Genomic DNA, 21,700 nt, shown 5'->3' with positions numbered 1-21,700 from the left:
CACGGAATGGGTCGAGCGATTCTGGTCCTGCTCTCTTGCCGCTCGCATATGCTTATAGCGCAGTAGCAAGCTTCCCGAAATTCGATCCCATTCGGGCCGGTCGCGGCCAGCGCGCTTCGACTGGTTCAGTCGTAAACGTATATCTGTGCCCGTTCTATGCGCCACCCGCTGTTCGCAAAAACCTTCGAGACTGTTGAAAAAGGATCGCGTGGGATCAGCGTGGTGGATGACAGGTGACGCCGGGCACCGGAGGATGCGCCGCGTATCAGGCCGGCGCGGCCTGCCGGGCCAGCAGCTGGAGGTTGTATGCCGCGGCAGCCATGGAGAACTCCTCAGCTGCTCCGGCGAGGCCTCTCAGCTTGAGCGTTCGTAGCCCCAAGTTGCGTTTCAGGTGGCCGAACACGCGCTCGATCCGCTTTCTTCGACGCCGCGCGTGCACATAGGCGTCGGTGCCGGCAAGGGCGCGCGCGGCATCGCGGGCATCCTCGCTGACGAGGCGGGTGATGCTGCGTTTCCGGCTGACGGTGCATCGGGGCTTCAGTTCGCAGCCAGCACAATCGGCAACATGGCTTCGGTATACGCGAACTTGGTTGGCGCGTTTGGTGCCGCAATAGCCGAGCGGCTTATCGGCCGGGCAGCGATAGGTATCGGCCTCGCGGTCATAGCGAAAAGCATCACGGGTGAAGAAGGCGTCGCGTTGGCGGCTGCGGTCGATGACCGGGATGTACGGGGTGATTTTCCGGTCGATTAGCCAGCCGAGCAACGGGCCGCTGCCATATGCTTTGTCAGCCGCGAGGCTCTCGGGTTCGATGCCCAGCCTGGTGCCGGCGCGTGACACCAGCGTCCGGGTCGCCGCCACCTCGGCTGCGAAGCGGGCGGGCGTCGCCTCCACGTCGAGGATGCAGTCGGTGTCGAGGTCGAGCAGGGGGTTAATGGCGTATGCGTAGCGCGCCGGTCCGTGCTTGCAGGTCAGCGCCGCCTGCGGGTCGGTCGGCGAGATGCTGGTCGGATCGACGGGCGCTGGTTCGTCGGGGTCCGGCGGCAACGCGGCATCGAGCGCCGCCAGATATTCGGCGACGGGTCGCGATATGCTTTCCCCGGCACGAAGCTCGTCTGCGGCGACGGCCCCCTTCAGCTTCTTCTCGCGGCTGGCGTCGGCCATGATCGTGCTGCCGTCCACCGCCAAGTCACGCCCCGTTACCAGCCCGGCCGCGGCGCACCGCGCGACTACCTGCTCGAATAGCAGACGATGTAAGTCGCAGGCGCGGAAGCGGCCGTGCCGGTTCTTGGAGAAGGTGGAATGGTCGGGCACTCGGTCGCCCAGATCGAGCCGGCAGAACCAGCGATAAGCGAGGTTGAGATGCACTTCCTCGCACAGGCGCCGTTCCGAGCGGATGCCGAACAGGTAGCCGACAAGCAGCATCCTGAGCATCAGCTCCGGATCGATCGAGGGTCGACCGCTCGCGCTGTAGCTCGCTGCCAGCGCCTCACGCACGAAGCCGAGGTCCAGCACGCCGTCGATGCGCCGGAGAAGGTGGTCGGCAGGCACATGATCGTCGAGCCGGAAACCGTAGAACAGCGCGCCTTGCGCCACCTGCCGACCCATCATGTCCATACTCCCGCCGCCTGGCAGGAGTGAATCACGCCTTCCTCGTCGTCGCAAGCACGCGTTTTTCAACAGTCTCCTTCCTTTCTGACGACCTTGCCGGCGGGCCATGACCGCAACGCATTTCTGCCGCCCGCCGCTTGTCAGAACTGTTCTGAAAACCTGCTTCGCAAAAGCGCGTGCCGGCGACGGGTTTGGAGAACCCACGGGCGGGGAGCGTGAGCATGACGCCCCGTTTGCAAGCAGCGCCGGATGATGGCGAGCACACTGGCAGATAATTCGAGCAGGATGCCACCCGCCAGTGGCAGATAGCGTGAGCAGGAAATCTGGCTGTTTGCGAGCAGACGCCGTTATGATTGCAAGCGCCTACAGCTAGCCGTGCGTCGCCTCGATCTGCTGGGCCAGCTCGGCCAGGTGATCGGAATCAAGTAGATCCTCTGCGGTGAAATCGAGTGCGAAAAATTCGCTGTCACGGGGAGGCGCGCGATCGGCGGCGAACGTAGCCAGATAGGGCCGCGCCTCGTCCGTGGCGATCCAGCGCCAGAAAGCATTGCCCTGGCCGAATAAGCCGCTCTCGAACATATCGAGCCGTGCTTGTGCGAAGTCGGTCAATTTGCGTCTCCTGACAATCGGGCGGTTCGGCAAAAAAAGGGAGGCCAAAGCCTCCCTTTGTCTTACTGGAACAGTTTGATGAAAGCGGGCGCGAGGCCAATGACTGCGAGGACGAAACCGACGCTGCCGATGACCCAAGTTTGCGCCGTCAGCTTGCTTTCGATTCCCTTGTTCGCCTCCTGAACCTTCACGGCGATATACTCCTCAATAGCCTCTACAACTTCCGCTGCGGCGTCGTCGGACAGATTAGCCGCTTTCAGTGCTCTAAACAATTTGATGTGCATCCGGTTCAGCGGCGCGGCGGCGTCGATCTGGTCGGCCATCGTCTCGATCACGCGCGCGCCCCATGCCCAACGGATAGCGCCGGAAGCATCCGAGTAATCGGATCCTCCGTCAGTTTAATTGCCCGAGCGATTGCGCGACACGTCCGCATAAGGTTTGCGGCGGCACTGGCTGCACCGAAGCCGCGCGATCAGTTCGTATATGCGGGTATCGAAAGAAATGCGGCGCGAGCGGGCGAAGTCGCCCAGCGGGGCGACGACGCGGCGACCGCAAGCGCACTGGATGCGCAGATAGCAGCCTTGCCGATACCAGATAGGATCAATGGGCTTGGGGCGGTTGTAGTTCGCGGCCATGGGGCGCTTATGCGCCAAGCGGAACAGGAGGGGAACACGCCGCGCGAACGCCGGTTATTGGATTGGCAAGGGAAAAGGGCTATATAGGCAATGCTTCGTGTGCTGATTCATTTCACACACCTACCTGAACCCGCCGTGCTGTCACACGGCGGGTTCAAACATTTAGGGCGGGCGGCCCTGTCAGACCACCCGCCCCGCTGGATCAGCCCTTATCGGACTTCCCCAGCTTCACAATTGCGATCACGAGCGCGACGGCTGCGATCGTCAATTGAGCTGCTTCATATGCTGTCAAATCACATCACCTCCTTTGAGCGAGAGGATTTGCGAAGGGCCGCTGTCACAGTCCCTCGCCCTCGCTCGATGAGGGCTATACAACGGATTGGCGAGAATGCGCGCGAAGTGCTTCACATTTTCGTGAAGCCGTTGGATGATCGCCGGCGACCGTTGATGAAAAGGGGAAACTATGGACCTTGTATCGCAGGTTAGCGCCGATGACTGGGAAAGCGCACGGCGGATAGTTCGTCATCGCGAAATCATGGAACGACTGATTCCGTTTTGGGCCGTGCTTGGCGTTGCGCTGGTGCTGATGGGCGTGGACCTGGGCGGGCATCTGCTGTGGACGCTGCCCATGATCGGATATGTCTTTGGGGTGATGGCGGCCGATCACGGCCCTGATTACCGCGCCGCGAATTATTGGGTGCCGGTCCTGGGAAGCCAAGCGGCGGCGCTGCTACCTCTCATCGCCAAATTCTAGATCTCTCTGGAGCGGTGGCAGCTGCCACCGCTCCACGGGCGTCAAACTATGCCCTCGAAGCGGGCGATCGCCTGCTCCGCGACGGAAGTAATTTCGGCGGGGTCGGCGGTTTGAGTGCAATCGCCGCCTACAACAGTGCCGAGCGTGCCGCCCTCCAGTTGGACAGCGTGGACACGCCACACATCGCGGCGGATTTCGCACTGATCGGGCAGAGGCCGTTGCATGATTTCATGAAACACCAGGTCAACCCATTGGCGTGCGTCCGGATCGGAAGACGCATCGGCGTAGTCGGCGCGGCTCGCCATGACGCTGTATCGGTCCCCTAGCATGAATTGACGTTCGCGTGCGCGCCGGTCCTGCTCGATCCGCGTCACGCGATCTTTTTCCGCCCGTTTCATGGCTTGTTTCATTCGAACATCGTCGGCGCTGCGCGTCAGCGCCGCCATGATGTTGGGGACGCGCGCGGGCATATAATGCCCCGCGCGCTCGGCCGCCTCGATCACAAATTGCAAATCGCCGATCTCGCTAGGCGAGAGGCTGACGCGAACGGCGCTCGCCGTGTTGCTGATTTTCATGGCTGCGGCTCCGGCTCTTCTTTCGCCTTGTAGGCGGCAAGGCCGATCCATGATCCGTTGTCGCCGCGAAACTGGCGCACAACATCGCCACCGTCCCAATGGCCGGTGAAGATGCCGCGCCGGTTGATGCCGCCGACGGGGCGCGTGCGCGCCGCCAGAAGGCGTGCGCGCCGCGTGTCTCGATCTAGGTGGCGCATGGGTTGCATGGTCAATCCTTCCTATTCGCTGGCGGTGTCGAGGTTTGTGCCGATCTCGTCGGCGTCGAAGTCTTCAAGGGCTGAAATCGCGCTTTCCAGTTCGGAAACTGCGGCGTCCATCGCCTGCGCACGTTCGCTGTCCTCAAGGCTGGGTGGTAGATTCTCGCGGGCGGCCTGCTCGTCATCCTTGACGGTTTCAAGCATGTCGCGCGCCTCATCCAACAGGGCCTTGCCCTTGTCGATCAGCACGCGGGCGGCGGCGATCTGCTTGCGGCGTTCGCGGTTCATGCTTCTGCCCTCGCGTCGCCGCTGTCGATCTGGAAGCCTGCGCGGGCCAGCTCGTCACAAAGGGCGCGCTGCCGATCCTCGCGGGTGCCGCTGGTGGCGATATAGCTGCACCGGCCATCGTGGAACGCGAAGCCTGCACGTTTCAGGCATCCGCGAAACCGCTGGTGGGTGCGGTCGCTCCAATCCAGTGTGCCCGCATAGTTGCGGAAAGCGGCGACGGCGCAGACGGAACCATAATTCTCATCACGCCAGCTAAGCTCGATAACCGGGGGCGATTTGGTCATGGTGGCCTCCCTCAATATTCGCTGGTTAGGAGAATGGTGAGCACGCGGGTTGTGGCATCGGGATTCCACGGTTCGGCGCTGCCAAATTCAAGATCGCGGTCGTAATAGTCGAACTTCCACATGACCGAGAGGGCTGGGCGCGTGCTGTCGTCAGTCCAGCGGGTATGCCATTGGCCGATCACATCGCGATAAAGGAAACCAGCGTCATGCTCGCCGTGCGGGTCGTTGTCGGGTGTGAAATCCTCAAAGCCTTCGATCATCTTGAGAATGTCGGTCTGCGTATTCTCGTCCAGCGCCGCGATGCCTTGCGTAATCACGGTGCGACAAGTCACGCCCATCGTTCGCCGCGCAATGTCGTTCAGCGCCGCGACGGTGGCGATCTGGTCAGTTGTCGCTTCCATTTTCCTCACTCCTTTAGGCGAAGCCGCTGCCTGCGGCCTGCGGCTCTGACCCGCTGGCGAAGCGCGGGATGGGGAGGGGGAAGCAAAATCGATGGGAGTGGTGCGGGCGGCACGGTTAGGGAGGCCCCGGCGCGCGCGAGCGCGCCGGAACTGGCCGAACTTGGCGTGCAACCCGGTCCTGTCGATTATGCTTCGGGAACGAAAGGGCGGGTGCCCTTGGTGTTCCCCGGTGGCAGCTGCCACCACTGGCAAGGCGCGGCCCTGGGCCGCTCGATCCTATGTGCCAGCTGACAGACTACTAAGCGCGCGGCCCTGGCCGCTCATTTTCAGCGCTCGCGGTCTTTTGATTTCTCGGCGGCCTGTGTCGGTGATTTGCCTTCGCGCAATGTTGCGGCGACATGGGCCTTTGCGCTTTCGACGATCTGCGCCAGCTGTTCCTTCGATGCGCCGCGCTCGGTAGCTGTGGCGACGCGCTTATCAATGGCGATCTGGAATTGCGCGAACCTGGCATCGGCCCGGTTCTGCTCAGGCGAGTTTTTCTCGAATTGCGCGGCAAGGCGTAGATCAACCTGACTGACGCCGGGAGGCATGACTTGCAGACGTAGCGCGCGATCGGCAGCCTGAATGTCGCGATCGGTCATTTTCGAAAGGAAATCTGCGGCGCCCGCGCTGATGGCGCGGACTCTTTGCAGCGGGTCCATGCCCTCGGACCAATTGACTTCGATCTGATGATAGCGGCGTTGCTCAATCAGCTGAAGGTGGTGCATCGGCCCTTTGGGATCACGGAAAAAGGCAAGCTCTTGCGCTGAACGCGCGGCCAGCTGGCGCATGTCAGCGGACGTTTCCGCGATCCGGTTAAGCTGCTCATGCTGCCGCGACGCAACGGTTTGCGCAGTAGGTAGATAACGGCTGATCTGATCCTTGGCCTGCTCGATGCTCATCGAGCGCCGTTCCCCAACTGGCATGAGAGATTCCATCGAAGGCGGAAACGCGATGCCTGCTGGCCCTCGCGCTGGCTCGACGCGGTTCTGTTCAAGGGGCATTGCGTCGCGGATGACTTTGGCGAGGGAGGCGTGATTTCCGGTATGGAAGCTATCGCGGCTCGCCTCCATCCAGTCCTTCGGCCCCATTGCCTGGATCGAGACAAATTTTTCGGCCGCAAGGGAATGTAGCTGCAAGTGCAGCCGCATGGTGCGGCCATTGCCCTCACGGAACGGATGAACGGCATTTAATTCGGAAATATGCCGCCCCATGGTATCGGCAAAGCGATCACGATCCATCGACTTGAGGGTTTGGAGGTCGGGCAGCTGCTTAAATTCGTGCTCCATGCTGCGGGCAATGAAGTGCGCTCGGGCAAAAGTGCTGCCGGGTTTGCTTATGTCCACGGTCCGAAAGCGCCCCGCCCAATCATATACGTCCTGAAACAGATGATTGTGCAGTTCGCGATACTCGCGCGCGTTCGTCGCCGGCGCGGCGCGCTGCACGACCAGCTCGCCATGTCGGACAACCGAGAAGAAAGCTTCTCGCTCCTTGAGGATATTATCGTCGCGGATTCCCAGCTTGTTCCGAAGAACGTCGCTGTTACGCCAGGTGTAAGGGTCGCTCACCTGTCATGCAGCGAGTTTCTGGCGGGACAGAACATCACGGTTGTAGTCCTGCGCCAGACCAATCGCCACATCGACGGGAATTTGGGTTTCGACCAACAGCAAACAAAAAGAGTGGTCATCCGAAACCAATTCAAGTCCTTCAATCTTGCAATTTGCGATTGCTTCGCAATAAGCTGCCATCACGTCAGGAATCTCTTCCTGCCGACGCGGCTCATACCCCATCGCCTTGATGCGATTCCTGTAGGTGTCGATGATATTTTCCATTTTGCACCTAAAAACGACCTGCTCCCGCCCATAGTTAACATGTCGGGATTTGTATATAAACCACATTGAGTAGCCCCCATATTTCACTTTCCTGAAATGGGACGCCGCGCTTGCGCGGCGTCTCGTGCATTTAGCAGGGCGGGTCATTCAATCCGCTTGGTCGGTCATCATCGCCAACAGGTAGTCGGCGGCGTTCTGAGCCTCACGGGCAGCCTCGAAAATCGCGCGCTTGTCGTTGCGGAGCGCGGTCAACCAGTGCTCGATATACGCGGCATGGTCTTCGCGTTCCTCGACCTTGAAACCGACAATCGCGCCGATGAAGGATGCGCCCAGCTCGGCTACGAGCTCGTCCCTCGCATAGTCGGCGCGGCTCGTTGAAATCAGGGTTTTCCGGTTGAGGCGGCTTTCATGCCCTGCATGATGCACGGCCTCATGCGCAAGCGTTGCATAGTAGTCGTCGGCGGAATGGAACGCTTCAAAAGCGGGCATTTGGATATAATCGTCGCGGGTGTGGTAATAGGCTTGCGATCCGCCGATGCGAACGGTTGCGTCGATGCGAGAGAACATCACTTCAAGCTCAACGTCGCGGGCTTCGGGATTGGTGATGATCGGAGCGGGCGCGGGATATTTGCCGTCCAGTCCCTCGACCTGATCGGGTAGGGTAGGCCGGCAAGGTCTCAGAGAGAACATTGCTCGGCCCCCCTCCGAACCGGACGTGCACCTTTCAGCGCATCCGGCTCTCCACGACTGCGTGCTATCCGCCGTTGGCGGTCGGTTGGTTGACCGGCGTGGATGCTATTGTGGCAAGCCACGCATAGGACAACGCGCTTGCGCTGCCGTGCTGCCTGCATATGGCGAGACAGTCCGGCATATTGCATCTCCGCGACCCGGCGGACGTGATGGATTTCGCAGGGCAGGTCTTCCCGACCACAACGCTCACACTGGCGAGCATTGAGCCGTTCGACCAACTCTGTCCTGCTAAACACGAACTGAGCTGAGCGGGGATTATCGATCCCGCCCCACGTTCGTACATGTCGTCGCAGGTCCTTCAACTGCCACAGCTTGATCGCGCGGGGTTCATTTCCCACCTCGAAGCGGATGAAGAAGTCCATCCCACGCCGCAGTCTGGCGAAGACGCTGCGAGCCGATGTCCTATGCTTGGCGGCGATGGTTTTGACGCAGGAGAACAGGGCGAAGTAACCGCCTTTGTTTAGCTTGCGCTTCACGTCGTCAGCTAGGGCATAATAGTTCGCAAAGCCGCGCCATTCGGCATTGTAGGCAAGGACGATCTCCACGTCGCTTGCGAAGCGCAGTGCGGGCCGACCACGCGGGCGGAAGGCTTCATAGTCGCCCCAGCCCTTGTCGTTGACGAACCGGACAACCCGATCCCTCGGAACGCGAAGCCGCAGCCGGTCAGCCAAGCCGCGCCGCAAGGTCGGACGACCATCGAAGATCGCCTTGTGCGGATTACGGTTGGTACTGGTGCAGACCTCGTATCCTAAGAACCGCGCCCCATCCGTGGCTTTTCGGATTCCGCTTTTCTCGGCGGACATTTCCAGCTTCAGGGTGTCGGTCAGGAAGACCCTGACCTCGTCCATCAACTGGCGTGCATCCGCTTTGCTGCCGGTCACACCGATGAGGAAGTCATCGGCATAGCGGCAGTATCGCAGTCTCCTATAGTTGGGATCGAGGGCGTCGCTGGCCGGAACGGTTGCCCGTTCTGCCTTGAGCCGACCGATCTCCTCCAACATGGAGGTGATCTTCGGGGAGTCCGCAAGCCCTTGGGCTCGCAGCGCATCCACGTTCCGACGCAGGTAAGAAGTGCGGTTGCGGATTCGACGATAATCTTTCGTGAACCCGCGTTTGTCGCCCTTGGTGAAGCTGGCGATCCGGGCCTCAATGAACATATCAAGCTCATGGAGGTAGATATTCGCCAACATCGGCGAGACGACACCGCCCTGAGGTGTGCCGCTGTAGGTCCGATGATAGACCCAGTCCTCGATATAGCCCGCCTTGAGCAAGCCTCGGATCAGACGCACGAAGCGACGATCCGCGATCCGCTTTTCCAGCAGGCCGATCAGAACATCATGATCGATATTGTCGAAGAACCCGACAACATCGACGTCGATCAGCCACTTCACCCCCGTCCATTTGGCGCGGATGGATTCCAACGCCGTATGGCACGATCGCTCTTTCCTAAACCCATGCGAGTGCTGCGAGAACAGCGGTTCATAGATTTGCTCAAGGAGCGTCCGCACCACTTCCTGGACGAGCTTGTCCTCCGTGGTCGGCACGCCAAGCGGCCGTTTCTTGCCGTTGGCTTTCGGGATATACACCCGACGTACCGGCTTGGGCCGATAGCTTCCGTCCGCCAACCGGTCGATGATCGACCTGACCATCTCGGGCGAGAAGCCGTCGAGTGTCTTGCCGTCAACGCCCGGCGTCATCGCACCCTTGTTCGGCGCGATCTGCTGATAGGCATGCTCCCAAAGGAGCGGGCTTTTCATGAGGCGGAAAAGTCCATTGACCCGCCGACCCGACCTGATGATGGTCGGGAGTGATCTGACGGCCCTCTCGATGGTATCTGGCAGCATTAGCACACCTCCTCGTGAGGTTGTCTGATCGCAGTCGCTGCCGCCCTTCCCCCGAGCGTTGAGGCTTTTCGCACGGGTTGCCCCGCACTTATGGCCGCGCTCGTTCCCCACTGGTGTGGAGACTGTCCCGGCCATTACGCCGGGCATTTGAGTACTATGGCGGCTCCGTCGCCATGCAGGTCCGGCAAGCCGTCCTGTTTAGGCGATCCCGCAATTACGGAAGTCGGAGTTCCGACGTGGTTAGGTGCCCCGTTCGTTCACTTGCCCCTCCCTACAGAGGGTGCGCCGGAGAAGCTGGCAGGCTCGCGGCATGACCGCTTGCTCGGGAGGAACTCAACGCCCTTTCCTCCATTTCTCCGATGTGCCGCGTCAACCATCCTGCGACACCGCTCACGTTGTTAGCCGCTGCAAACTGGGGTTCAGGCAGTATAGCTTTCACCATACACGTCTTGCCCTGATCCATGACGCCGCGAATGGTTCTGGCGCTTCCGGACCTTTTCTGAACATGCTACTTTTCCCCGTCCCTTTCGGGATCACAGCTATTGCTAGCCGAGGTTAGTTCAGTGGGCATGATCTATAGCCAGCAAGATCATCTACTCATGGTAGAGCTCCTTTATACTTCCGCCGTTACGGCGCACCATTGAAAACCGTATATCGTTTCAGGAACGGAATCGCGCGCTCGTCGTCCGTCTCGGAATCCTTCACGACAAGCTTGTTGGCATAGACAACGGTGGTTCCCTTGCTGCCCTTCCTGACATTGCCGCCCAGCTCCAACGCCTGTTTGAAGGTCAGCCAATAGGGCGAGGCGAAGCCCTGACGCATGGCGCTGGCCCAAAGGCTGAGGACGTTGATCCCACGATAGGCGACACCATTGTGCCGGAGCGGAATGGTCGGCCCACCGCTCCACGGCTTCACCCAAGGCTTGGTGCCCGCTTCCAGCATCGCAAGAATGTCGTCGGTGACGGCCTGATAAATGTCGATCCGGTTCGTTTCCTTAGCCATTTTCCTCACTCCTTTAGGCGAAGCCGCTGCCTGCGGCCTGCGGCTCTGACCCGCTGGCGAAGCGCGGGATGGGGAGGGGGAAGCAAAATCGATGGGAGTGGTGCGGGCGGCACGGTTAGGGAGGCCCCGGCGCGCGCGAGCGCGCCGGGACTGGCCGAACTTGTCGAGCAACCCGGTCCTGTCGATTATGCTTCGGGAACGAAAGGGCGGGTGCCCTTGGTGTTCCCCGGTGGCAGCTGCCACCACTGGCAAGGCGCGGCCCTGGGCCGCTCGATCCTATGTGGCAGCTGACAGACTACGAAGCGTGCGGCCCTGGCCGCTCATTATACGCGGCCGGTTTTACCGGCTGCGTTCTGTAAAATGGAGGCGGTGGCAGCTGCCACCGCCCCGCAAGTTTGCGGGGAGCGCGGGAGTGAAGCGCGCTCCCCGTGCCGTTATGCCGCTTGGCTTTCGTTGTCGGCGGCATCGGGCAAGGCAGAGGGTCGAAGGGCGGGGGGCAGGATGCGCCGCCCCGCAAGGCGCTCGTTGACCGTCACGGCAAGGTCAGAGCGCTTCATGGTCTGGCAATTCTCTGCGGCGTCGTTGCCGCAACCTTCGGCCAGCAGCTTCAAGAGCGTGGCCTTGCTAAGCTGGTCATAGAATACCTGATTAGGTTCCCACTTGTCGGCCATGTCGATCTGCGCGGCCCCGACGATCTGCGCCAGCTGGCGGTCGCGGTCGCTATGGAACGAAAGGCTCGTGATCTGCGAGGCCACGCAGTAGGCCAGCAGCCGCAATTTCGCTTCGCTGTCCATCTGGCGCATATCGTCCAGCGTGGGTGTCTCGGCCAAGCGGGCAAGATCGGCGCTCGCGATCTCGTCAATGTCGGCAATCGTGGAATGGCCCATGACCGCATCGTCAACATGAAAGCGGTTCTTTTCGGCGGTGATTTCGGCGGCTTGTTGCCACGAATAGGCGTTGCCGCGAACCTGCCCCAAGAGGCCCGTCAAGAGCACGTCCAGCGCCAGTTCCGGGTCGCTGGCAAGGGCTTCCCGAACCGCCATCGTGCGGATACCGCCCAGCTGATCCATGACCTTCTGCGAGTAGTCGGGCCGGGGAGGCTTGGGGGCATCGGCGGCGGTGCCCTTGGCGCTGCGCGTGAACGCAACCTGTTCGATACCGTCATGCCCGATGAAGACGATAAGGGAGTGCTCGGCCTTCTGCTCGGCGGTGAAGACGCGGCAAGCCGATACGATAGCGTCCTGCTTGCGGGTCAGGGCGCGCAACTCGTCGTCATAGTCGTGATCGTCCTCGTCCACCTCGCTTTCACGCTTGGCGATTGCCGCCTCGATCTGTGCCAACTGCGCGGTTTCTTCCTCGGTCGGCTCTCGCTCGCCTGCGGGTTCCAGATGGCCCCGCATCCAATAGGAATCGGGCCGGTAAAGCTGCCCCTCGGCATCGCGCCAGCCATCTTCGCGCGCCGCCTTGGCGATGGCGTCGAGCCGATCTTGCACAAGGTCCATGACAAGGCCCGCATCATCGCAATAGCGACGTTCTCCGAAAAGATCGGTGGTGAAGGTGCCGCCTGCGGCGCAATAGGCTTCCTCGCCCACAATGCGGAAATGCTTGTCGGTATCGGCAACCTTCTCCTGGGTGAGCATGGCCCGGATTTGGTGGGCGTTGTCGCCGGTGCGCTTGAAAACCTCAAGCTGGCGGTCCTGATCGTCTGTCAGCGCGAAAGCCTGCGCCGCGCCCATGCCGATTTCGTCTTTCTGGAAGGCTTTGAGAATGGTGGGGTGCAGCGCCGCCAGCTTCAACACGCGGCGGACATATGCGGGGGAGACGCCGAACGATGCTGCAACATCGTCAACGTCCTTGCCGCTGTCGATGATCGCCCGATAGGCGGCGATGGCATCAGCGGGGTGGGCGTCTTAGGTCATGTGTCAACTGTCCTTCGAAGCATTTTTTGGCAGATATCCGTCAGTTTCTGGTCTTGTTGTCGGGTGACACTGTCCTTCGAGCTTTGGTGGTCGCTGGCACGGCGCGGAGCGCCGTGTCACGCTCGGCGATCAGCCGAGCGTTGTGACGTTGGTGGCGGTGCGCTTCCGCTTCGGCTGTGAGGGCGCGCTGCAACAGCAGCGCGTTCTCGCTAACCAGGCGACGCTGCTCTTGCTTCATGGTGCGGATGAGGCCGTGCAGTTCGTCGAGCTTGTCCTGCCAGGTCGTCACCGGCTTGATGGGATCGCCGAGGATGGCGTGAAGGTCGTCGATGATATCACGATGGTTGGTGTAGATCGTGTTGCGCGCGACCCCGGATTCGCGCGCGAGGGTCGCGACGGTGAGCGTATAGCCGCGCTGATGCAGCGGGTGGACCGGGCATCCTTTGCGCAGCCGTTCGAACGCAGCGTTGAGCCGGACCTGGGTCTGCTGGCGACGCTGTTCATGACGATCGGGTTTCCTGGGCATTGGATCATCCCTCATCGAGCTGGGTGAGGATACGGTCGCATTCGGCGACCCTGGCCTCAGCAAGCGCACGACTGCCGGCATCGAGCACCGGCTGTTCGAGCAGTTTCAGATTGCGGGCACGGCGCATTTCCCACACGGACCGATGTCGGGGCGTGACCGCGAAGTTGGCGCAGGTCGAGCAAGTGGTCTCGGTCCTGAGCACCGGATTGGGGCCGGCCTCGCCGCCGAAGCACGCCGAGGTTTCGGGGCGATAGACGCAGTAACCCCAGTCGCACACGCCGAGCCGCAGGTCGGTTTCCGCCATGAGGAAGTCCACATATGCCTGCACGTCGCCATTCCGGGTGCAGCCGCGGAACCGGGATCGTGCCGCAATGACGCGCCCGGCCTTGCCGCCGAGCGCGGTTGCGGTCAGCATCTCCTCCAGCGCCGCTCGCGTTTCCTCTTGGGCATGACGGTCGATCAACTCGTCGAGCTGGAAGTCGGTGCCGACGTAGCCGCTGTCGGTCATCGCGCGCGTCACATGGCCAAGATGTGCCTGGAGCGCGGCGAGCCCGGTGCGGTCGCGCTTGCCGACGAACCGCGCGAACGTCTTGCGGCCCTGATGGGTGTTGAGGTGCCAGGGCTTGCCCTCGTGGAGCGGCAGGCCGATGAACGGTGCGAACAGCAGATTGAGACGACGGATGATCGTATAAGTGGCCGGCAGGTCGATCTCGACGGCAGGACCGATGAGGCCGGTGCTCGATGTGATCAGGAACAACTCCTCGCGTCGCGACCGGCGCCGCAGCCCATCGGTCAGCTTCTCCATCACTGCGACCGCACGCACGACCGGCTCGGGCGCGATCCAGCGGTGGACGTCACCATGATAGCCGCGTGAGGTCTTGAAGATGCGGCCCGTAAGATAGGCGAACCGCTCGTCACCCGTAGCGGAAGGGTGACGTTCGATGCATCCGGCTTCCAGCCCAAGGATCTCCGAGAGACGGGCGCCGACCAGCCAGGCGATCGTCACGAAGCAGGCATCGTAGAGCCGGTCGGCAAGGTAGCGCACGGTCTTGGTGCTCGTCACCGGCGCCCGATGCCAGGGGGCCTCCTCGCCAGGCAGCACCTGGAACCGGAACGGCGCGATCGCGTCGATGACGCGGAAGCCGGCCTTGGTGGGAGAGAGCCCGGATGCGAGCGCCGCATCATAGGCCGCCTGCGCCTCGCCTTGCAGGGCGAGGATATCATCGGCCGCCGGTCCGATCAGCCGCAGCGCCGACGACAGTAACGGCACCGCGATCGCGTCGGGGGTATAAGGCAGCCAACCTCGATCACTCCTTTTGAACATGCCTGTCGTGCCCGGGAACGGATCACCGATGGCGACCGTCGAGTAGCGCGCGCCTTGGAGATAGATCAGGATGAGCAGGCTGCGATAATGATGGAGTGTGCCCGTCTTGAGCAGTTCGCCCTTCGGGTTTCGGCGCTCGGCCATCGCCGCCATGAACCGCTCGCTTGCGCCGCGATCAAGGTCGGCGAACCGGCGATAGCCCTGATCTGCCATCCAGCGGATGAGGAGGCGAAGCCCCTTGAACAGTCTCATGAGCGTGCCATCATGAACGTGCCTTCGCCCCGGCGGGGGATCGACCTTCGCGCTCCACAACAGGGTCTTTGCCGCCGCCAGCCAGAGCAGTAGCTCAGGATCGGTGAACCGCCCTGTTGCGACCGTAAAACCCCAGTCGAGCGAGTAGTCGCCCCGACTACAACCGGGCCGGATGCCGTCCAGGTGCCATATGTCGTCGCTGAAGCGCGAGCGCGACGATATCGCGATGTCGGGCGCGAACGCCGCCGCCTGGGCGAGCAACAGGGTCATTCCAGCACCGGCAAGGCAGGCAGCCCCGCCATGATCGCCCGCGCGGCATCGTGCAACTCGCCGGGGAAGTCGGGGAGGATATCGCCCGTGAGGATGCGATGGCTCTCGGCGTAGATCAGTGCCCAGCGCGTCGGATCGATCCGTGTCCGTGCTTCCTCCAGTACTGCGATCGCCTGGAGGATGCGCGCCAGATGCTCGGCATCCAGCGGGATCACCAGGCCCGGACAGCGCAGACACGCCCCGAGCCGAGAACAGGGCCTGCCCTGCCTGTCGCCACCGAGCAGATTGAGGCAGTCATGCCCGAACGGCACGCTCGCGGGCATTGCCGCCGGCGGCGCTTGAGAGACGGTATTTTCCCCCATCACCCATCCGATCATCAGCGCCTGCGCGCGGGCGATCGTCTCAGCCTGGATGCGCGCCGCCTCCGGCCCACGCACATAGCGTTCGGTCGTGTCGATGCGCGCATGGTTGAGTAGCGCCTGCGCCGCGATCAGATCGCCTTGGCTCGCGGTATAGACCTGGGTCGCCGCGCTGCCGCGCAGGAACGCCGCCGCAAAGTCGGGAAGCGGTTCGCGCCATCGTTCGGGTGCGGCCCGGTTCCAGATCGCGATCCGGTCATTGGCGCGGTCGATAAACTTCTTGATGCCTTTGCCCAGCGTGCTCATCGATACGAGGCGCACCGTGCCGAGCTTCTCGCTCTTCATCAGGAACAACAAGTCACGCTCCTGCACGCGGGCCTGGCTTGCAAGCGTCGCGGTCATGGCGATCAGCCGATCGATCAGATTGGGCGCCGCATAGGGTCGCCGACGGTCGAACGAACGGCGCTGCGCCCGCTTCACCTTCGCACCAGCACGCGGCTTGCCCCAGTCGATCATCACCCGATGCTCGTCGAGCGGATGCGAGCTCTGGCAGTCGCGTCGCAGACGCCGCAATGGGTCGGGATTACCGGCGGTCTGAACCGCGAGCCCGAGGAAGAAGGCCGGAAGATACTCCAGTGTCAGATGGAGATAACCGGACAGATGCCGCAGCCCGCCACGCGTGCTCAGCGTGGAGACGCCATAGGGGACCTTGCTCGCTGCCGTCACCACGCCATTGCCGACGCGCGCTATTGTGCGCACGAACCGGCACGTTCGCGCATCAACACCGGGCACCGCGCCGCGCGTGGCGAGGATGCGTTGCCCGGTCTCGAACCGGTCCCAGGCTTCGTCGATCTCCTCATAAGCTGCCTGAAGGATGCTTTTGAGCACCGCCTCGCTGAGCTTGGGTCGCGGCGTCGGCGACCGATTGGGCCAGGGATTGTAAGGGAAGTCGATCCGGCTCGGCAGACGATCAGGCGCGTGCCGCTTGGTCCAGTCGACCAGATAGCGCAGCACCGCCAGCGCATTGGCTTTCGAAGGTGCGGTCCAGCCCTTGCCATCCGGGCCTGGCTGTCGGTTGAGCCAGTCCATATAGCGCCCGACCAGTGTGGAGGTGAGGTCGGCCGCGCCAGCCACCGCATCCTCCTCTCGCGCGAACGTCGCGAACAGGCGCAGCGCACGATAGCAGCCGCGCTGCGTATCCGGGCTCGATCCAGCGTGATGCCCCCGGAACGCTTCGGCCAGCAGCACCGTCACATCACCCGGAAGCCCGAGCCTTCCCAGATCGAACCGCTTGTCCACCTCGCCCCAGGCGTCGCGGAACAGGACGATGGTATCACTCGCCTCCCGCGTCACCATGCGCCGGTTGATCGGTGCCCGCCTAGCCATCGTCGATCAGCGCGCCGTAAAGCCAGGCGATGCTCTCCTCCAGTTCGGCACCATGCATTTCCACGCAGCGCAGATAGATGGCAGTGCTGGCGATCGACCTGTGTCCGAGCAGCACCTGGACCACCTTGAGCGGGTTGATTTCCGGTGTCATGCGCGCCTGCCGCTGGAGCTGCGCCAGCATCGTCATCGCATAGCAGTGCCGCAGCCAATGGCCGGTCCCGACCACGCCGGCCGCCTTGAACGCCGCGCTCATCGCAGCCGTGAACCGGACTGGACTGACCGGCTTGCCCCGGCTCGTCAGGAAAAGCGCCGAAGGTGCATGCCATGATGGATCAGCGCGGCGCAGCCGCCGGATCAGCGGGCCGCGCACCTCATCGATGTAGCGATGCGTGGCGTCGAGCAACCGGATCGGCGGATAGACCGTGCGCGGATAGCCGCCCTTGGTGATGCTGAGCCCGATCCCGACCAGCGGATGCTCATCGGCATCCAGGTGGGCGATCTCCGGCACCTGGAACAGCTCCAGCGCGCAAAGCTCCTTGCGGCGCATTCCCGTCACCAGCGCCCAGCTTGCCATCAGATCGTAAGGCGACGCCAGCGCACTGAACAGCCGGCGAAGCTGATCGGCGCGCAGGGCGCGCGGCAGCCGCTCGGCCTCCGGGACGGTCAGCACATTGGCCGCGACGATGCCGGGACGCGCATCGAGATGCGCGAGCATCGACTGCCGCCGATGCGACACACGCACGTCGATGTAATGGAACGGCAGCTCCACGATCCAGCTCCGCTGATGCGCCCAGCCATAAAAGCGGCAGACTGTGCGGACCCGATCGTTGATCGTCGAGCGCCCATAGGGCCGCTTCGTGTGCGGGCTCGGGCGTTCCAGCATCCGGTTGCGCCACGCCGCTATCTCGCGTTCGCCAACCGCGTCCCAGGCGATCCGGGATTGCTCCAGGCTATCGAGCCAGTCGTGTAGATGTTCGCTATAGGTGCGGATCGTCTCGGCCGCGTGGCTGCGGCCCGGGATGGTCGCCAGTTCGTGCAGATACGCGAACGCAGGCTCGATAATCGCCATCCCATCATCGACGATGACCGGGAAGTGCGCCGGGATGTCGCCATAGCCCGGCAACGCTCTGATGATACGCGCCATCTGTCCTCCGTGGCGCGTCGTGCGCGCCCGATAGCAGGACAGCCTATTGCCGTTCAGAGCCCATGATTACGCTCAAAAGGACAGTTTCTGCCCCATGCTTAAATGTGCGGCGCGCTCAGGCGCGCCGATAAACCCAAGGGCGTCCGTGTGACGGACTCGTCGCCCCCGATCGCAAGCGGGACAATACCACAACCGCCGCGCAAGTGCTTGTTCCAGGCCGCCCTCCGCCAGCTCTTCGGGTAAGCGCTGCGGGCGGCCTGGAACAAGCACACCATTCTCTTATTCTTTCTATCGAAGGACAATCTGGACACATGACCTAACATGTCCTCACGCTGCGCGTTCTCGGCAAGAGAGATTTCCAGCGCCTCGTCCTTGCTGCGGATTTCAACGGGAACCTCGAAAGTGCCGGGGATGGTCTTTGCCTTCTGCAACAGCTTCAAGGCCCGGTAGCGCCGCCCTCCGGCGCAAATCTTGATCTTGCCGTCCTCATCATAGCCGATCAGGTTTTGCAGCACGCCCCGCGCCTGAATGTCGGCTGCGAGGGCTTCGATTTCCTTGGGCTTCACCTTCCGCACGTTGAGGTCGGAAAGCGCCAGCTTGTTCAGTTGGATGGTCTGGATGGTCATTTCTCACTCCTTTAGGCGAAGCCGCTGCCTGCGGCCTGCGGCTCTGACCCGCTGGCGAAGCGCGGGATGGGGAGGGGGAAGCAAAATCGATGGGAGTGGTGCGGGCGGCACGGTTAGGGAGGCCCCGGCGCGCGCGAGCGCGCCGGGACTGGCCGAACTTGTCGAGCAACCCGGTCCTGTCGATTATGCTTCGGGAACGAAAGGGCGGGTGCCCTTGGTGTTCCCCGGTGGCAGCTGCCACCACCGGCAACGCGCGGCCCTGGCCGCTCATTTGTGCCTTAGAGGACGGCGAGTGCCAGCACGGCAACGATTGAACCGCACAGGGCAGAGAAGAGCACCAAGCGCGTGGTCGCAGCATTGATCGCGATCGTTGCGCCGGCACAAGCCCATAACATGGCAGCCGTGGGACCGCCCCGGTAGATCAGGAAGCCGATATAGCTGTTCGGAAGGAACTGCGGATAATCAACAATCAAACGTGCGACGATACCGCCGCCTGCGAGAATGAGCGCCGCGATCAGCCACGCCGCGATTGCCTCGGCGCGCGGCGATGCCTTGTGCCTGGGCGCAGCCTGCATCGTCATTCGCGACGCATCATTCATGCTGATCTTCCCTTCCAGCCCTGACCGTCACCCGAATGGGCGGAGACGGCTTTGCTGGCTCCGTGGAGCCGCGCGGCGCAGCCGTGTGGTGGAATAGGGCAGGTTCCCGGCTCCGATCATTTGCACTTGTTCGGCAGTTGGCCCCTCTCGATCGCCAGATTCCGCATCGCCTCGTAATCGACACCCCAAAGCCCTCGCCGCTCGTCGGCTGCGTCTTTCATGAAACGGGCATAGGCGAGCCCTGAATGTTGCCTGTAATCAACGGCATATCCATGGCGTACCATCGTTGCCGAAACAGATGCCCCATTCGACCGAAACCGGCACGACAGGTTAGACCGGCCCCAGCTCGTCCGCCGCGTGTTGCATATCGGCTCGATCGTCAACTTTTCGTCCTGAAAATCGCTCGTGCAATCCATGCCGCCATTTTGCTTCACCAGCTCTTCCAAATAGAGCTGCGCTGCGATCTTGGGCACATTGCCCTTGCCGTCCTCATCCGGCGCATCAATTCCCGACAACCGCACCCGCTTTTTATCGAGCGTTTCGAGCGTATCGCCGTCGATAATGCGCGGGTTCTCGACATGGATTGAAACCGGCTCGCTATTCCTCGCCTGCATCTGATTGAACAGCGCGCCGAACGCGAAAACAGAGAGAATGGGCAACGCGATTTGCTGATTTCGCGGCCATTTTTTGAAACCTCGGATCAGCACCTGGCTCTCTCCTGAAGAATGTCGTTCCAGTCCATCGGCGCCGGGGCTGGCGGGAGGATGATTTTCAGTTCGCGGTCGTTGGCAGTGAGGTGGTCGCGCGCGTCCTCTATGGCCTGTGCGGCTTCCTGGCCGTGTTGCGAGTAGATGACGATTTTGCGGATGCGTTCGGGGATCGCGATCAGGCCATAGCGGCGAATGCCGCCAGCGCCCCACACCTTGAATTTCCCGTCACTAAGCTGGGTGACGGAAACGGCTTCCTCGAAGCCTTCCGCGAGGCGCAGAACATCGCCGGTTGGCTGGCCGCCGATCCGCATGGCGGCGTGTCGGACCAGGCCGAGCGTCAATTTCGCCTCGCGCAGCGCCGCATGGTAGCGTTTCTCGCCGGTTGCTGGATCGAGCAAGATCCGCTGCACGGCGATTATGCCTTCGTCGGCCTCGAACGGCACGAGAAGGGCAGGATGCTCTTCGCGGGCGTCGGGCGGACCAACGATGCAGCGCGGAGCGAAGCGGAGCTTGAGGCCGGTCGGGTCGATTGCGCGCGAACGCAGATAGCGTTCAGCCGCGGTGCCTGCGATCGGCACGGCGGAATCCCATAGTTGGAGGGCGAGCTTCCGGCGCGAGGGTTCGGGCGCGCGATCGACCGTTTCACCGCTCGTGTGGCGATTGATTTTGCGGCTGTTGAGCGCGGACCAGACGGCTTCCTGACTGCAACCGGCCCAACATTTGAATAGGACGGCCTTCTTGCCGGGGGTGACTTGGAGCGACGGATTGCGGTCGTTGTGGGCTGGACAGCAAACCATGCCATATGAGCCGCGCCAGTGGCCGCCCATATCCGCTACGATCTGACGTGCGCGTGCTTCGACGTCCATCTGCATCGAACTTCTTTCGTCAACGGTATCCCGACATTGGGATTTATACACATTTCACGATGGCGGGCAAACGGTCGGGATACATGCTAATATCGCGCATGGCCCGACTAGGGCCATTCAATATAAATATCTCCGCCGGTTATCTTCACTCGCGGATGACTCACGTTCTTTCGCCTCAATCGCTTCGCCCAAGCTGGCGAGAATGTCGGCCAGCTCGCGCTTGTCCCGCTCTTCGCGGGTTAGCTCCCATAGGGGCAGCTGATCCCTCATGCGCTCCATGTCGCGCGCGGCCTCGATCTGGCGATACTGTTCGCAAGCGGGGGCTGGATCGGCCGCGATGCCGCGACGGCGGCGAGCGGCGAAGATTTTGGAGAGGAAGGCGGGGAAGAGGAAGCGATAGGCGTTCGTGGCCTGCTTTATGCGCGGGCCAGCGCCTTGCGCTTCGTGATCGGGAACCGGCTCGTAGCGCCTGAACCAGTCGATAATGCGCGCGTTTTTGAGGCGCGAAAGCGCCTGAACGACGCAATTTTTGCTGAGGCCGGTTCCCTCCATGATGGTGTGAAGGCTGGGGAACAACGCGCCGGTGCTATAGTCGATGACGCGGGCCAGGAACTCGATAATCTGGATGCCGGCCTGTCCGATCGCACCATTGCGAATGCGCGGTGTGGTTGTCCGCCGCTGCGCGAGCGTTTGCCGCTCGTAGAGCTTTGCGGCTTCGATCATCTCGCGCATCTGGCGAGCATTGCGGATCGGTGTGTAAGCCTTGGCCCGCTTTTCGTGGCCTACGGCGATGCTGCCGGCCCAGACTTTGACGCGCGGTTTTTCGGCACGCGCAAGCAAGGCGCGGTCGATCGTGGCGAGGCCGGTGCTACGCAGCACGGCGCCTATGGAAGTGGTCAT

Annotated in this window: 25 protein-coding genes; 1 reads left to right on the top strand and 24 read right to left on the bottom strand. The window is 62.3% G+C overall.

From position 1 onward, the window contains the following. Positions 1–265 precede the first annotated feature (265 nt). The 4 genes from VHN57_RS27005 to VHN57_RS26990 all read right to left on the bottom strand — a co-directional run bounded on the left by VHN57_RS27005 (position 266) and on the right by VHN57_RS26990 (position 2,853). Positions 266–1,609, bottom strand: coding sequence for an IS1182 family transposase (locus VHN57_RS27005; RefSeq protein ID WP_031440800.1), 1,344 nt, complete (start codon positions 1,607–1,609; stop codon positions 266–268). A gap of 369 nt (positions 1,610–1,978) precedes the next feature. After that, complete coding sequence (locus tag VHN57_RS27000) at positions 1,979–2,218, bottom strand: hypothetical protein (RefSeq protein ID WP_066969370.1); 240 nt, start codon at positions 2,216–2,218, stop codon at positions 1,979–1,981. A gap of 62 nt (positions 2,219–2,280) precedes the next feature. Further along, entirely contained in the window at positions 2,281–2,553 is a 273-nt protein-coding gene (locus VHN57_RS26995) for a hypothetical protein (RefSeq protein ID WP_236711375.1), read from the bottom strand. Between the two features lie 63 nt (positions 2,554–2,616). Beyond that, complete coding sequence (locus VHN57_RS26990; RefSeq protein WP_008831822.1) at positions 2,617–2,853, bottom strand: hypothetical protein; 237 nt, start codon at positions 2,851–2,853, stop codon at positions 2,617–2,619. Between the two features lie 463 nt (positions 2,854–3,316). Here VHN57_RS26990 and VHN57_RS26985 point away from each other — a divergent pair, with 463 nt between their 5' ends. After that, positions 3,317–3,607 carry a hypothetical protein gene (locus tag VHN57_RS26985; protein ID WP_423286562.1) on the top strand — a complete coding sequence of 97 codons (291 nt, stop codon included), beginning with the start codon at positions 3,317–3,319 and terminating at the stop codon, positions 3,605–3,607. Between the two features lie 41 nt (positions 3,608–3,648). Here VHN57_RS26985 and VHN57_RS26980 read toward each other — a convergent pair whose 3' ends face one another. From VHN57_RS26980 to VHN57_RS26885, 20 genes are all read right to left on the bottom strand, one after another. Then, the gene (locus tag VHN57_RS26980; protein ID WP_423286560.1) at positions 3,649–4,182 is read right to left on the bottom strand and encodes a hypothetical protein; all 534 of its coding nucleotides are present in this window, start codon (positions 4,180–4,182) and stop codon (positions 3,649–3,651) included. After that, entirely contained in the window at positions 4,179–4,388 is a 210-nt protein-coding gene (locus VHN57_RS26975) for a hypothetical protein (protein WP_004213310.1), read from the bottom strand. Before VHN57_RS26975 ends, VHN57_RS26980 begins: the two co-directional genes overlap by 4 nt. A 12-nt stretch (positions 4,389–4,400) precedes the next feature. Beyond that, positions 4,401–4,667, bottom strand: a complete 267-nt coding sequence (locus VHN57_RS26970) for a hypothetical protein (protein ID WP_008831641.1) — start codon at positions 4,665–4,667, stop codon at positions 4,401–4,403. Then, positions 4,664–4,951 carry a hypothetical protein gene (locus tag VHN57_RS26965; protein ID WP_423286558.1) on the bottom strand — a complete coding sequence of 96 codons (288 nt, stop codon included), beginning with the start codon at positions 4,949–4,951 and terminating at the stop codon, positions 4,664–4,666. The genes VHN57_RS26970 and VHN57_RS26965 overlap by 4 nt, the downstream gene beginning before the upstream one ends. Positions 4,952–4,962: 11 nt before the next feature. After that, positions 4,963–5,352 (bottom strand): DUF3768 domain-containing protein, encoded by a 390-nt coding sequence (locus tag VHN57_RS26960; protein ID WP_021223019.1) that lies wholly within the window; start codon positions 5,350–5,352, stop codon positions 4,963–4,965. Positions 5,353–5,678: 326 nt separating this feature from the next. Further along, on the bottom strand, positions 5,679–6,959 hold the full coding sequence (locus VHN57_RS26955) for a Fic/DOC family protein (RefSeq protein WP_066969399.1): 1,281 nt from the start codon (positions 6,957–6,959) through the stop codon (positions 5,679–5,681). Positions 6,960–6,962: 3 nt separating this feature from the next. Then, on the bottom strand, positions 6,963–7,223 hold the full coding sequence (locus VHN57_RS26950; RefSeq protein WP_006968047.1) for a hypothetical protein: 261 nt from the start codon (positions 7,221–7,223) through the stop codon (positions 6,963–6,965). 147 nt (positions 7,224–7,370) lie between these two features. Continuing rightward, positions 7,371–7,913 (bottom strand): zincin-like metallopeptidase domain-containing protein, encoded by a 543-nt coding sequence (locus VHN57_RS26945; protein ID WP_423286554.1) that lies wholly within the window; start codon positions 7,911–7,913, stop codon positions 7,371–7,373. Beyond that, complete coding sequence (locus tag VHN57_RS26940) at positions 7,901–9,730, bottom strand: reverse transcriptase domain-containing protein (protein WP_423286270.1); 1,830 nt, start codon at positions 9,728–9,730, stop codon at positions 7,901–7,903. The genes VHN57_RS26945 and VHN57_RS26940 overlap by 13 nt, the downstream gene beginning before the upstream one ends. Positions 9,731–10,444: 714 nt before the next feature. Beyond that, on the bottom strand, positions 10,445–10,819 hold the full coding sequence (locus VHN57_RS26935; protein WP_234893072.1) for an ArdC-like ssDNA-binding domain-containing protein: 375 nt from the start codon (positions 10,817–10,819) through the stop codon (positions 10,445–10,447). Positions 10,820–11,253: 434 nt separating this feature from the next. Further along, a complete protein-coding gene (locus VHN57_RS26930; RefSeq protein WP_459116523.1) occupies positions 11,254–12,687 on the bottom strand; it encodes a ParB/RepB/Spo0J family partition protein in 1,434 nt (477 codons plus the stop codon). A gap of 91 nt (positions 12,688–12,778) precedes the next feature. After that, complete coding sequence (locus VHN57_RS26925) at positions 12,779–13,264, bottom strand: hypothetical protein (protein WP_063976795.1); 486 nt, start codon at positions 13,262–13,264, stop codon at positions 12,779–12,781. A 4-nt stretch (positions 13,265–13,268) separates the two neighbouring features. Continuing rightward, complete coding sequence (locus tag VHN57_RS26920) at positions 13,269–15,110, bottom strand: site-specific integrase (protein WP_063976796.1); 1,842 nt, start codon at positions 15,108–15,110, stop codon at positions 13,269–13,271. After that, positions 15,107–16,855, bottom strand: coding sequence for a site-specific integrase (locus VHN57_RS26915; protein WP_063976797.1), 1,749 nt, complete (start codon positions 16,853–16,855; stop codon positions 15,107–15,109). Before VHN57_RS26915 ends, VHN57_RS26920 begins: the two co-directional genes overlap by 4 nt. Next, a complete protein-coding gene (locus VHN57_RS26910; RefSeq protein WP_063976798.1) occupies positions 16,848–17,999 on the bottom strand; it encodes a tyrosine-type recombinase/integrase in 1,152 nt (383 codons plus the stop codon). The genes VHN57_RS26915 and VHN57_RS26910 overlap by 8 nt, the downstream gene beginning before the upstream one ends. Positions 18,000–18,097: 98 nt before the next feature. After that, on the bottom strand, positions 18,098–18,625 hold the full coding sequence (locus VHN57_RS26905; RefSeq protein ID WP_423286550.1) for a ParB/Srx family N-terminal domain-containing protein: 528 nt from the start codon (positions 18,623–18,625) through the stop codon (positions 18,098–18,100). Positions 18,626–18,903: 278 nt separating this feature from the next. Continuing rightward, on the bottom strand, positions 18,904–19,224 hold the full coding sequence (locus tag VHN57_RS26900; RefSeq protein WP_423286548.1) for a hypothetical protein: 321 nt from the start codon (positions 19,222–19,224) through the stop codon (positions 18,904–18,906). A gap of 116 nt (positions 19,225–19,340) precedes the next feature. Then, entirely contained in the window at positions 19,341–19,931 is a 591-nt protein-coding gene (locus tag VHN57_RS26895) for a thermonuclease family protein (RefSeq protein ID WP_020819817.1), read from the bottom strand. Continuing rightward, positions 19,925–20,806, bottom strand: coding sequence for a DUF7146 domain-containing protein (locus VHN57_RS26890; RefSeq protein ID WP_007016055.1), 882 nt, complete (start codon positions 20,804–20,806; stop codon positions 19,925–19,927). The genes VHN57_RS26895 and VHN57_RS26890 overlap by 7 nt, the downstream gene beginning before the upstream one ends. Positions 20,807–20,917: 111 nt before the next feature. After that, the coding region (locus VHN57_RS26885; RefSeq protein WP_066969390.1) for a replication initiation protein at positions 20,918–21,700 on the bottom strand (783 nt) is incomplete at its 5' end.

It is taken from the genome of Sphingobium salicis subsp. salicis (genome assembly GCF_049472635.1).
In the GTDB taxonomy this organism is placed as follows: domain Bacteria; phylum Pseudomonadota; class Alphaproteobacteria; order Sphingomonadales; family Sphingomonadaceae; genus Sphingobium; species Sphingobium yanoikuyae_A.
The sequence above is the reverse complement of the archived record's forward strand: the minus strand, read 5'-3'. Positions and strand labels throughout refer to the sequence as shown.

Bases quoted from the DNA above. Each gene is read 5' to 3' on its own strand.
- VHN57_RS26935 (WP_234893072.1), bottom strand. From the start codon at position 10,819: ATGGCTAAGGAAACGAACCGGATCGACATTTATCAGGCCGTCACCGAC.
- VHN57_RS26940 (WP_423286270.1), bottom strand. From the start codon at position 9,730: ATGAAAAGCCCGCTCCTTTGGGAGCATGCCTATCAGCAGATCGCGCCG.
- VHN57_RS26900 (WP_423286548.1), bottom strand. From the start codon at position 19,224: ATGAATGATGCGTCGCGAATGACGATGCAGGCTGCGCCCAGGCACAAG.
- VHN57_RS26915 (WP_063976797.1), bottom strand. From the start codon at position 16,855: ATGGCTAGGCGGGCACCGATCAACCGGCGCATGGTGACGCGGGAGGCG.
- VHN57_RS26960 (WP_021223019.1), bottom strand. From the start codon at position 5,352: ATGGAAGCGACAACTGACCAGATCGCCACCGTCGCGGCGCTGAACGAC.
- VHN57_RS26980 (WP_423286560.1), bottom strand. From the start codon at position 4,182: ATGAAAATCAGCAACACGGCGAGCGCCGTTCGCGTCAGCCTCTCGCCT.
- VHN57_RS26965 (WP_423286558.1), bottom strand. From the start codon at position 4,951: ATGACCAAATCGCCCCCGGTTATCGAGCTTAGCTGGCGTGATGAGAAT.
- VHN57_RS26890 (WP_007016055.1), bottom strand. From the start codon at position 20,806: ATGCAGATGGACGTCGAAGCACGCGCACGTCAGATCGTAGCGGATATG.
- VHN57_RS26985 (WP_423286562.1), top strand. From the start codon at position 3,317: ATGGACCTTGTATCGCAGGTTAGCGCCGATGACTGGGAAAGCGCACGG.
- VHN57_RS27005 (WP_031440800.1), bottom strand. From the start codon at position 1,609: ATGATGGGTCGGCAGGTGGCGCAAGGCGCGCTGTTCTACGGTTTCCGG.
- VHN57_RS26925 (WP_063976795.1), bottom strand. From the start codon at position 13,264: ATGCCCAGGAAACCCGATCGTCATGAACAGCGTCGCCAGCAGACCCAG.
- VHN57_RS26950 (WP_006968047.1), bottom strand. From the start codon at position 7,223: ATGGAAAATATCATCGACACCTACAGGAATCGCATCAAGGCGATGGGG.
- VHN57_RS26970 (WP_008831641.1), bottom strand. From the start codon at position 4,667: ATGAACCGCGAACGCCGCAAGCAGATCGCCGCCGCCCGCGTGCTGATC.
- VHN57_RS26905 (WP_423286550.1), bottom strand. From the start codon at position 18,625: ATGACCATCCAGACCATCCAACTGAACAAGCTGGCGCTTTCCGACCTC.
- VHN57_RS26920 (WP_063976796.1), bottom strand. From the start codon at position 15,110: ATGACCCTGTTGCTCGCCCAGGCGGCGGCGTTCGCGCCCGACATCGCG.
- VHN57_RS26910 (WP_063976798.1), bottom strand. From the start codon at position 17,999: ATGGCGCGTATCATCAGAGCGTTGCCGGGCTATGGCGACATCCCGGCG.
- VHN57_RS26975 (WP_004213310.1), bottom strand. From the start codon at position 4,388: ATGCAACCCATGCGCCACCTAGATCGAGACACGCGGCGCGCACGCCTT.
- VHN57_RS26990 (WP_008831822.1), bottom strand. From the start codon at position 2,853: ATGGCCGCGAACTACAACCGCCCCAAGCCCATTGATCCTATCTGGTAT.
- VHN57_RS26945 (WP_423286554.1), bottom strand. From the start codon at position 7,913: ATGTTCTCTCTGAGACCTTGCCGGCCTACCCTACCCGATCAGGTCGAG.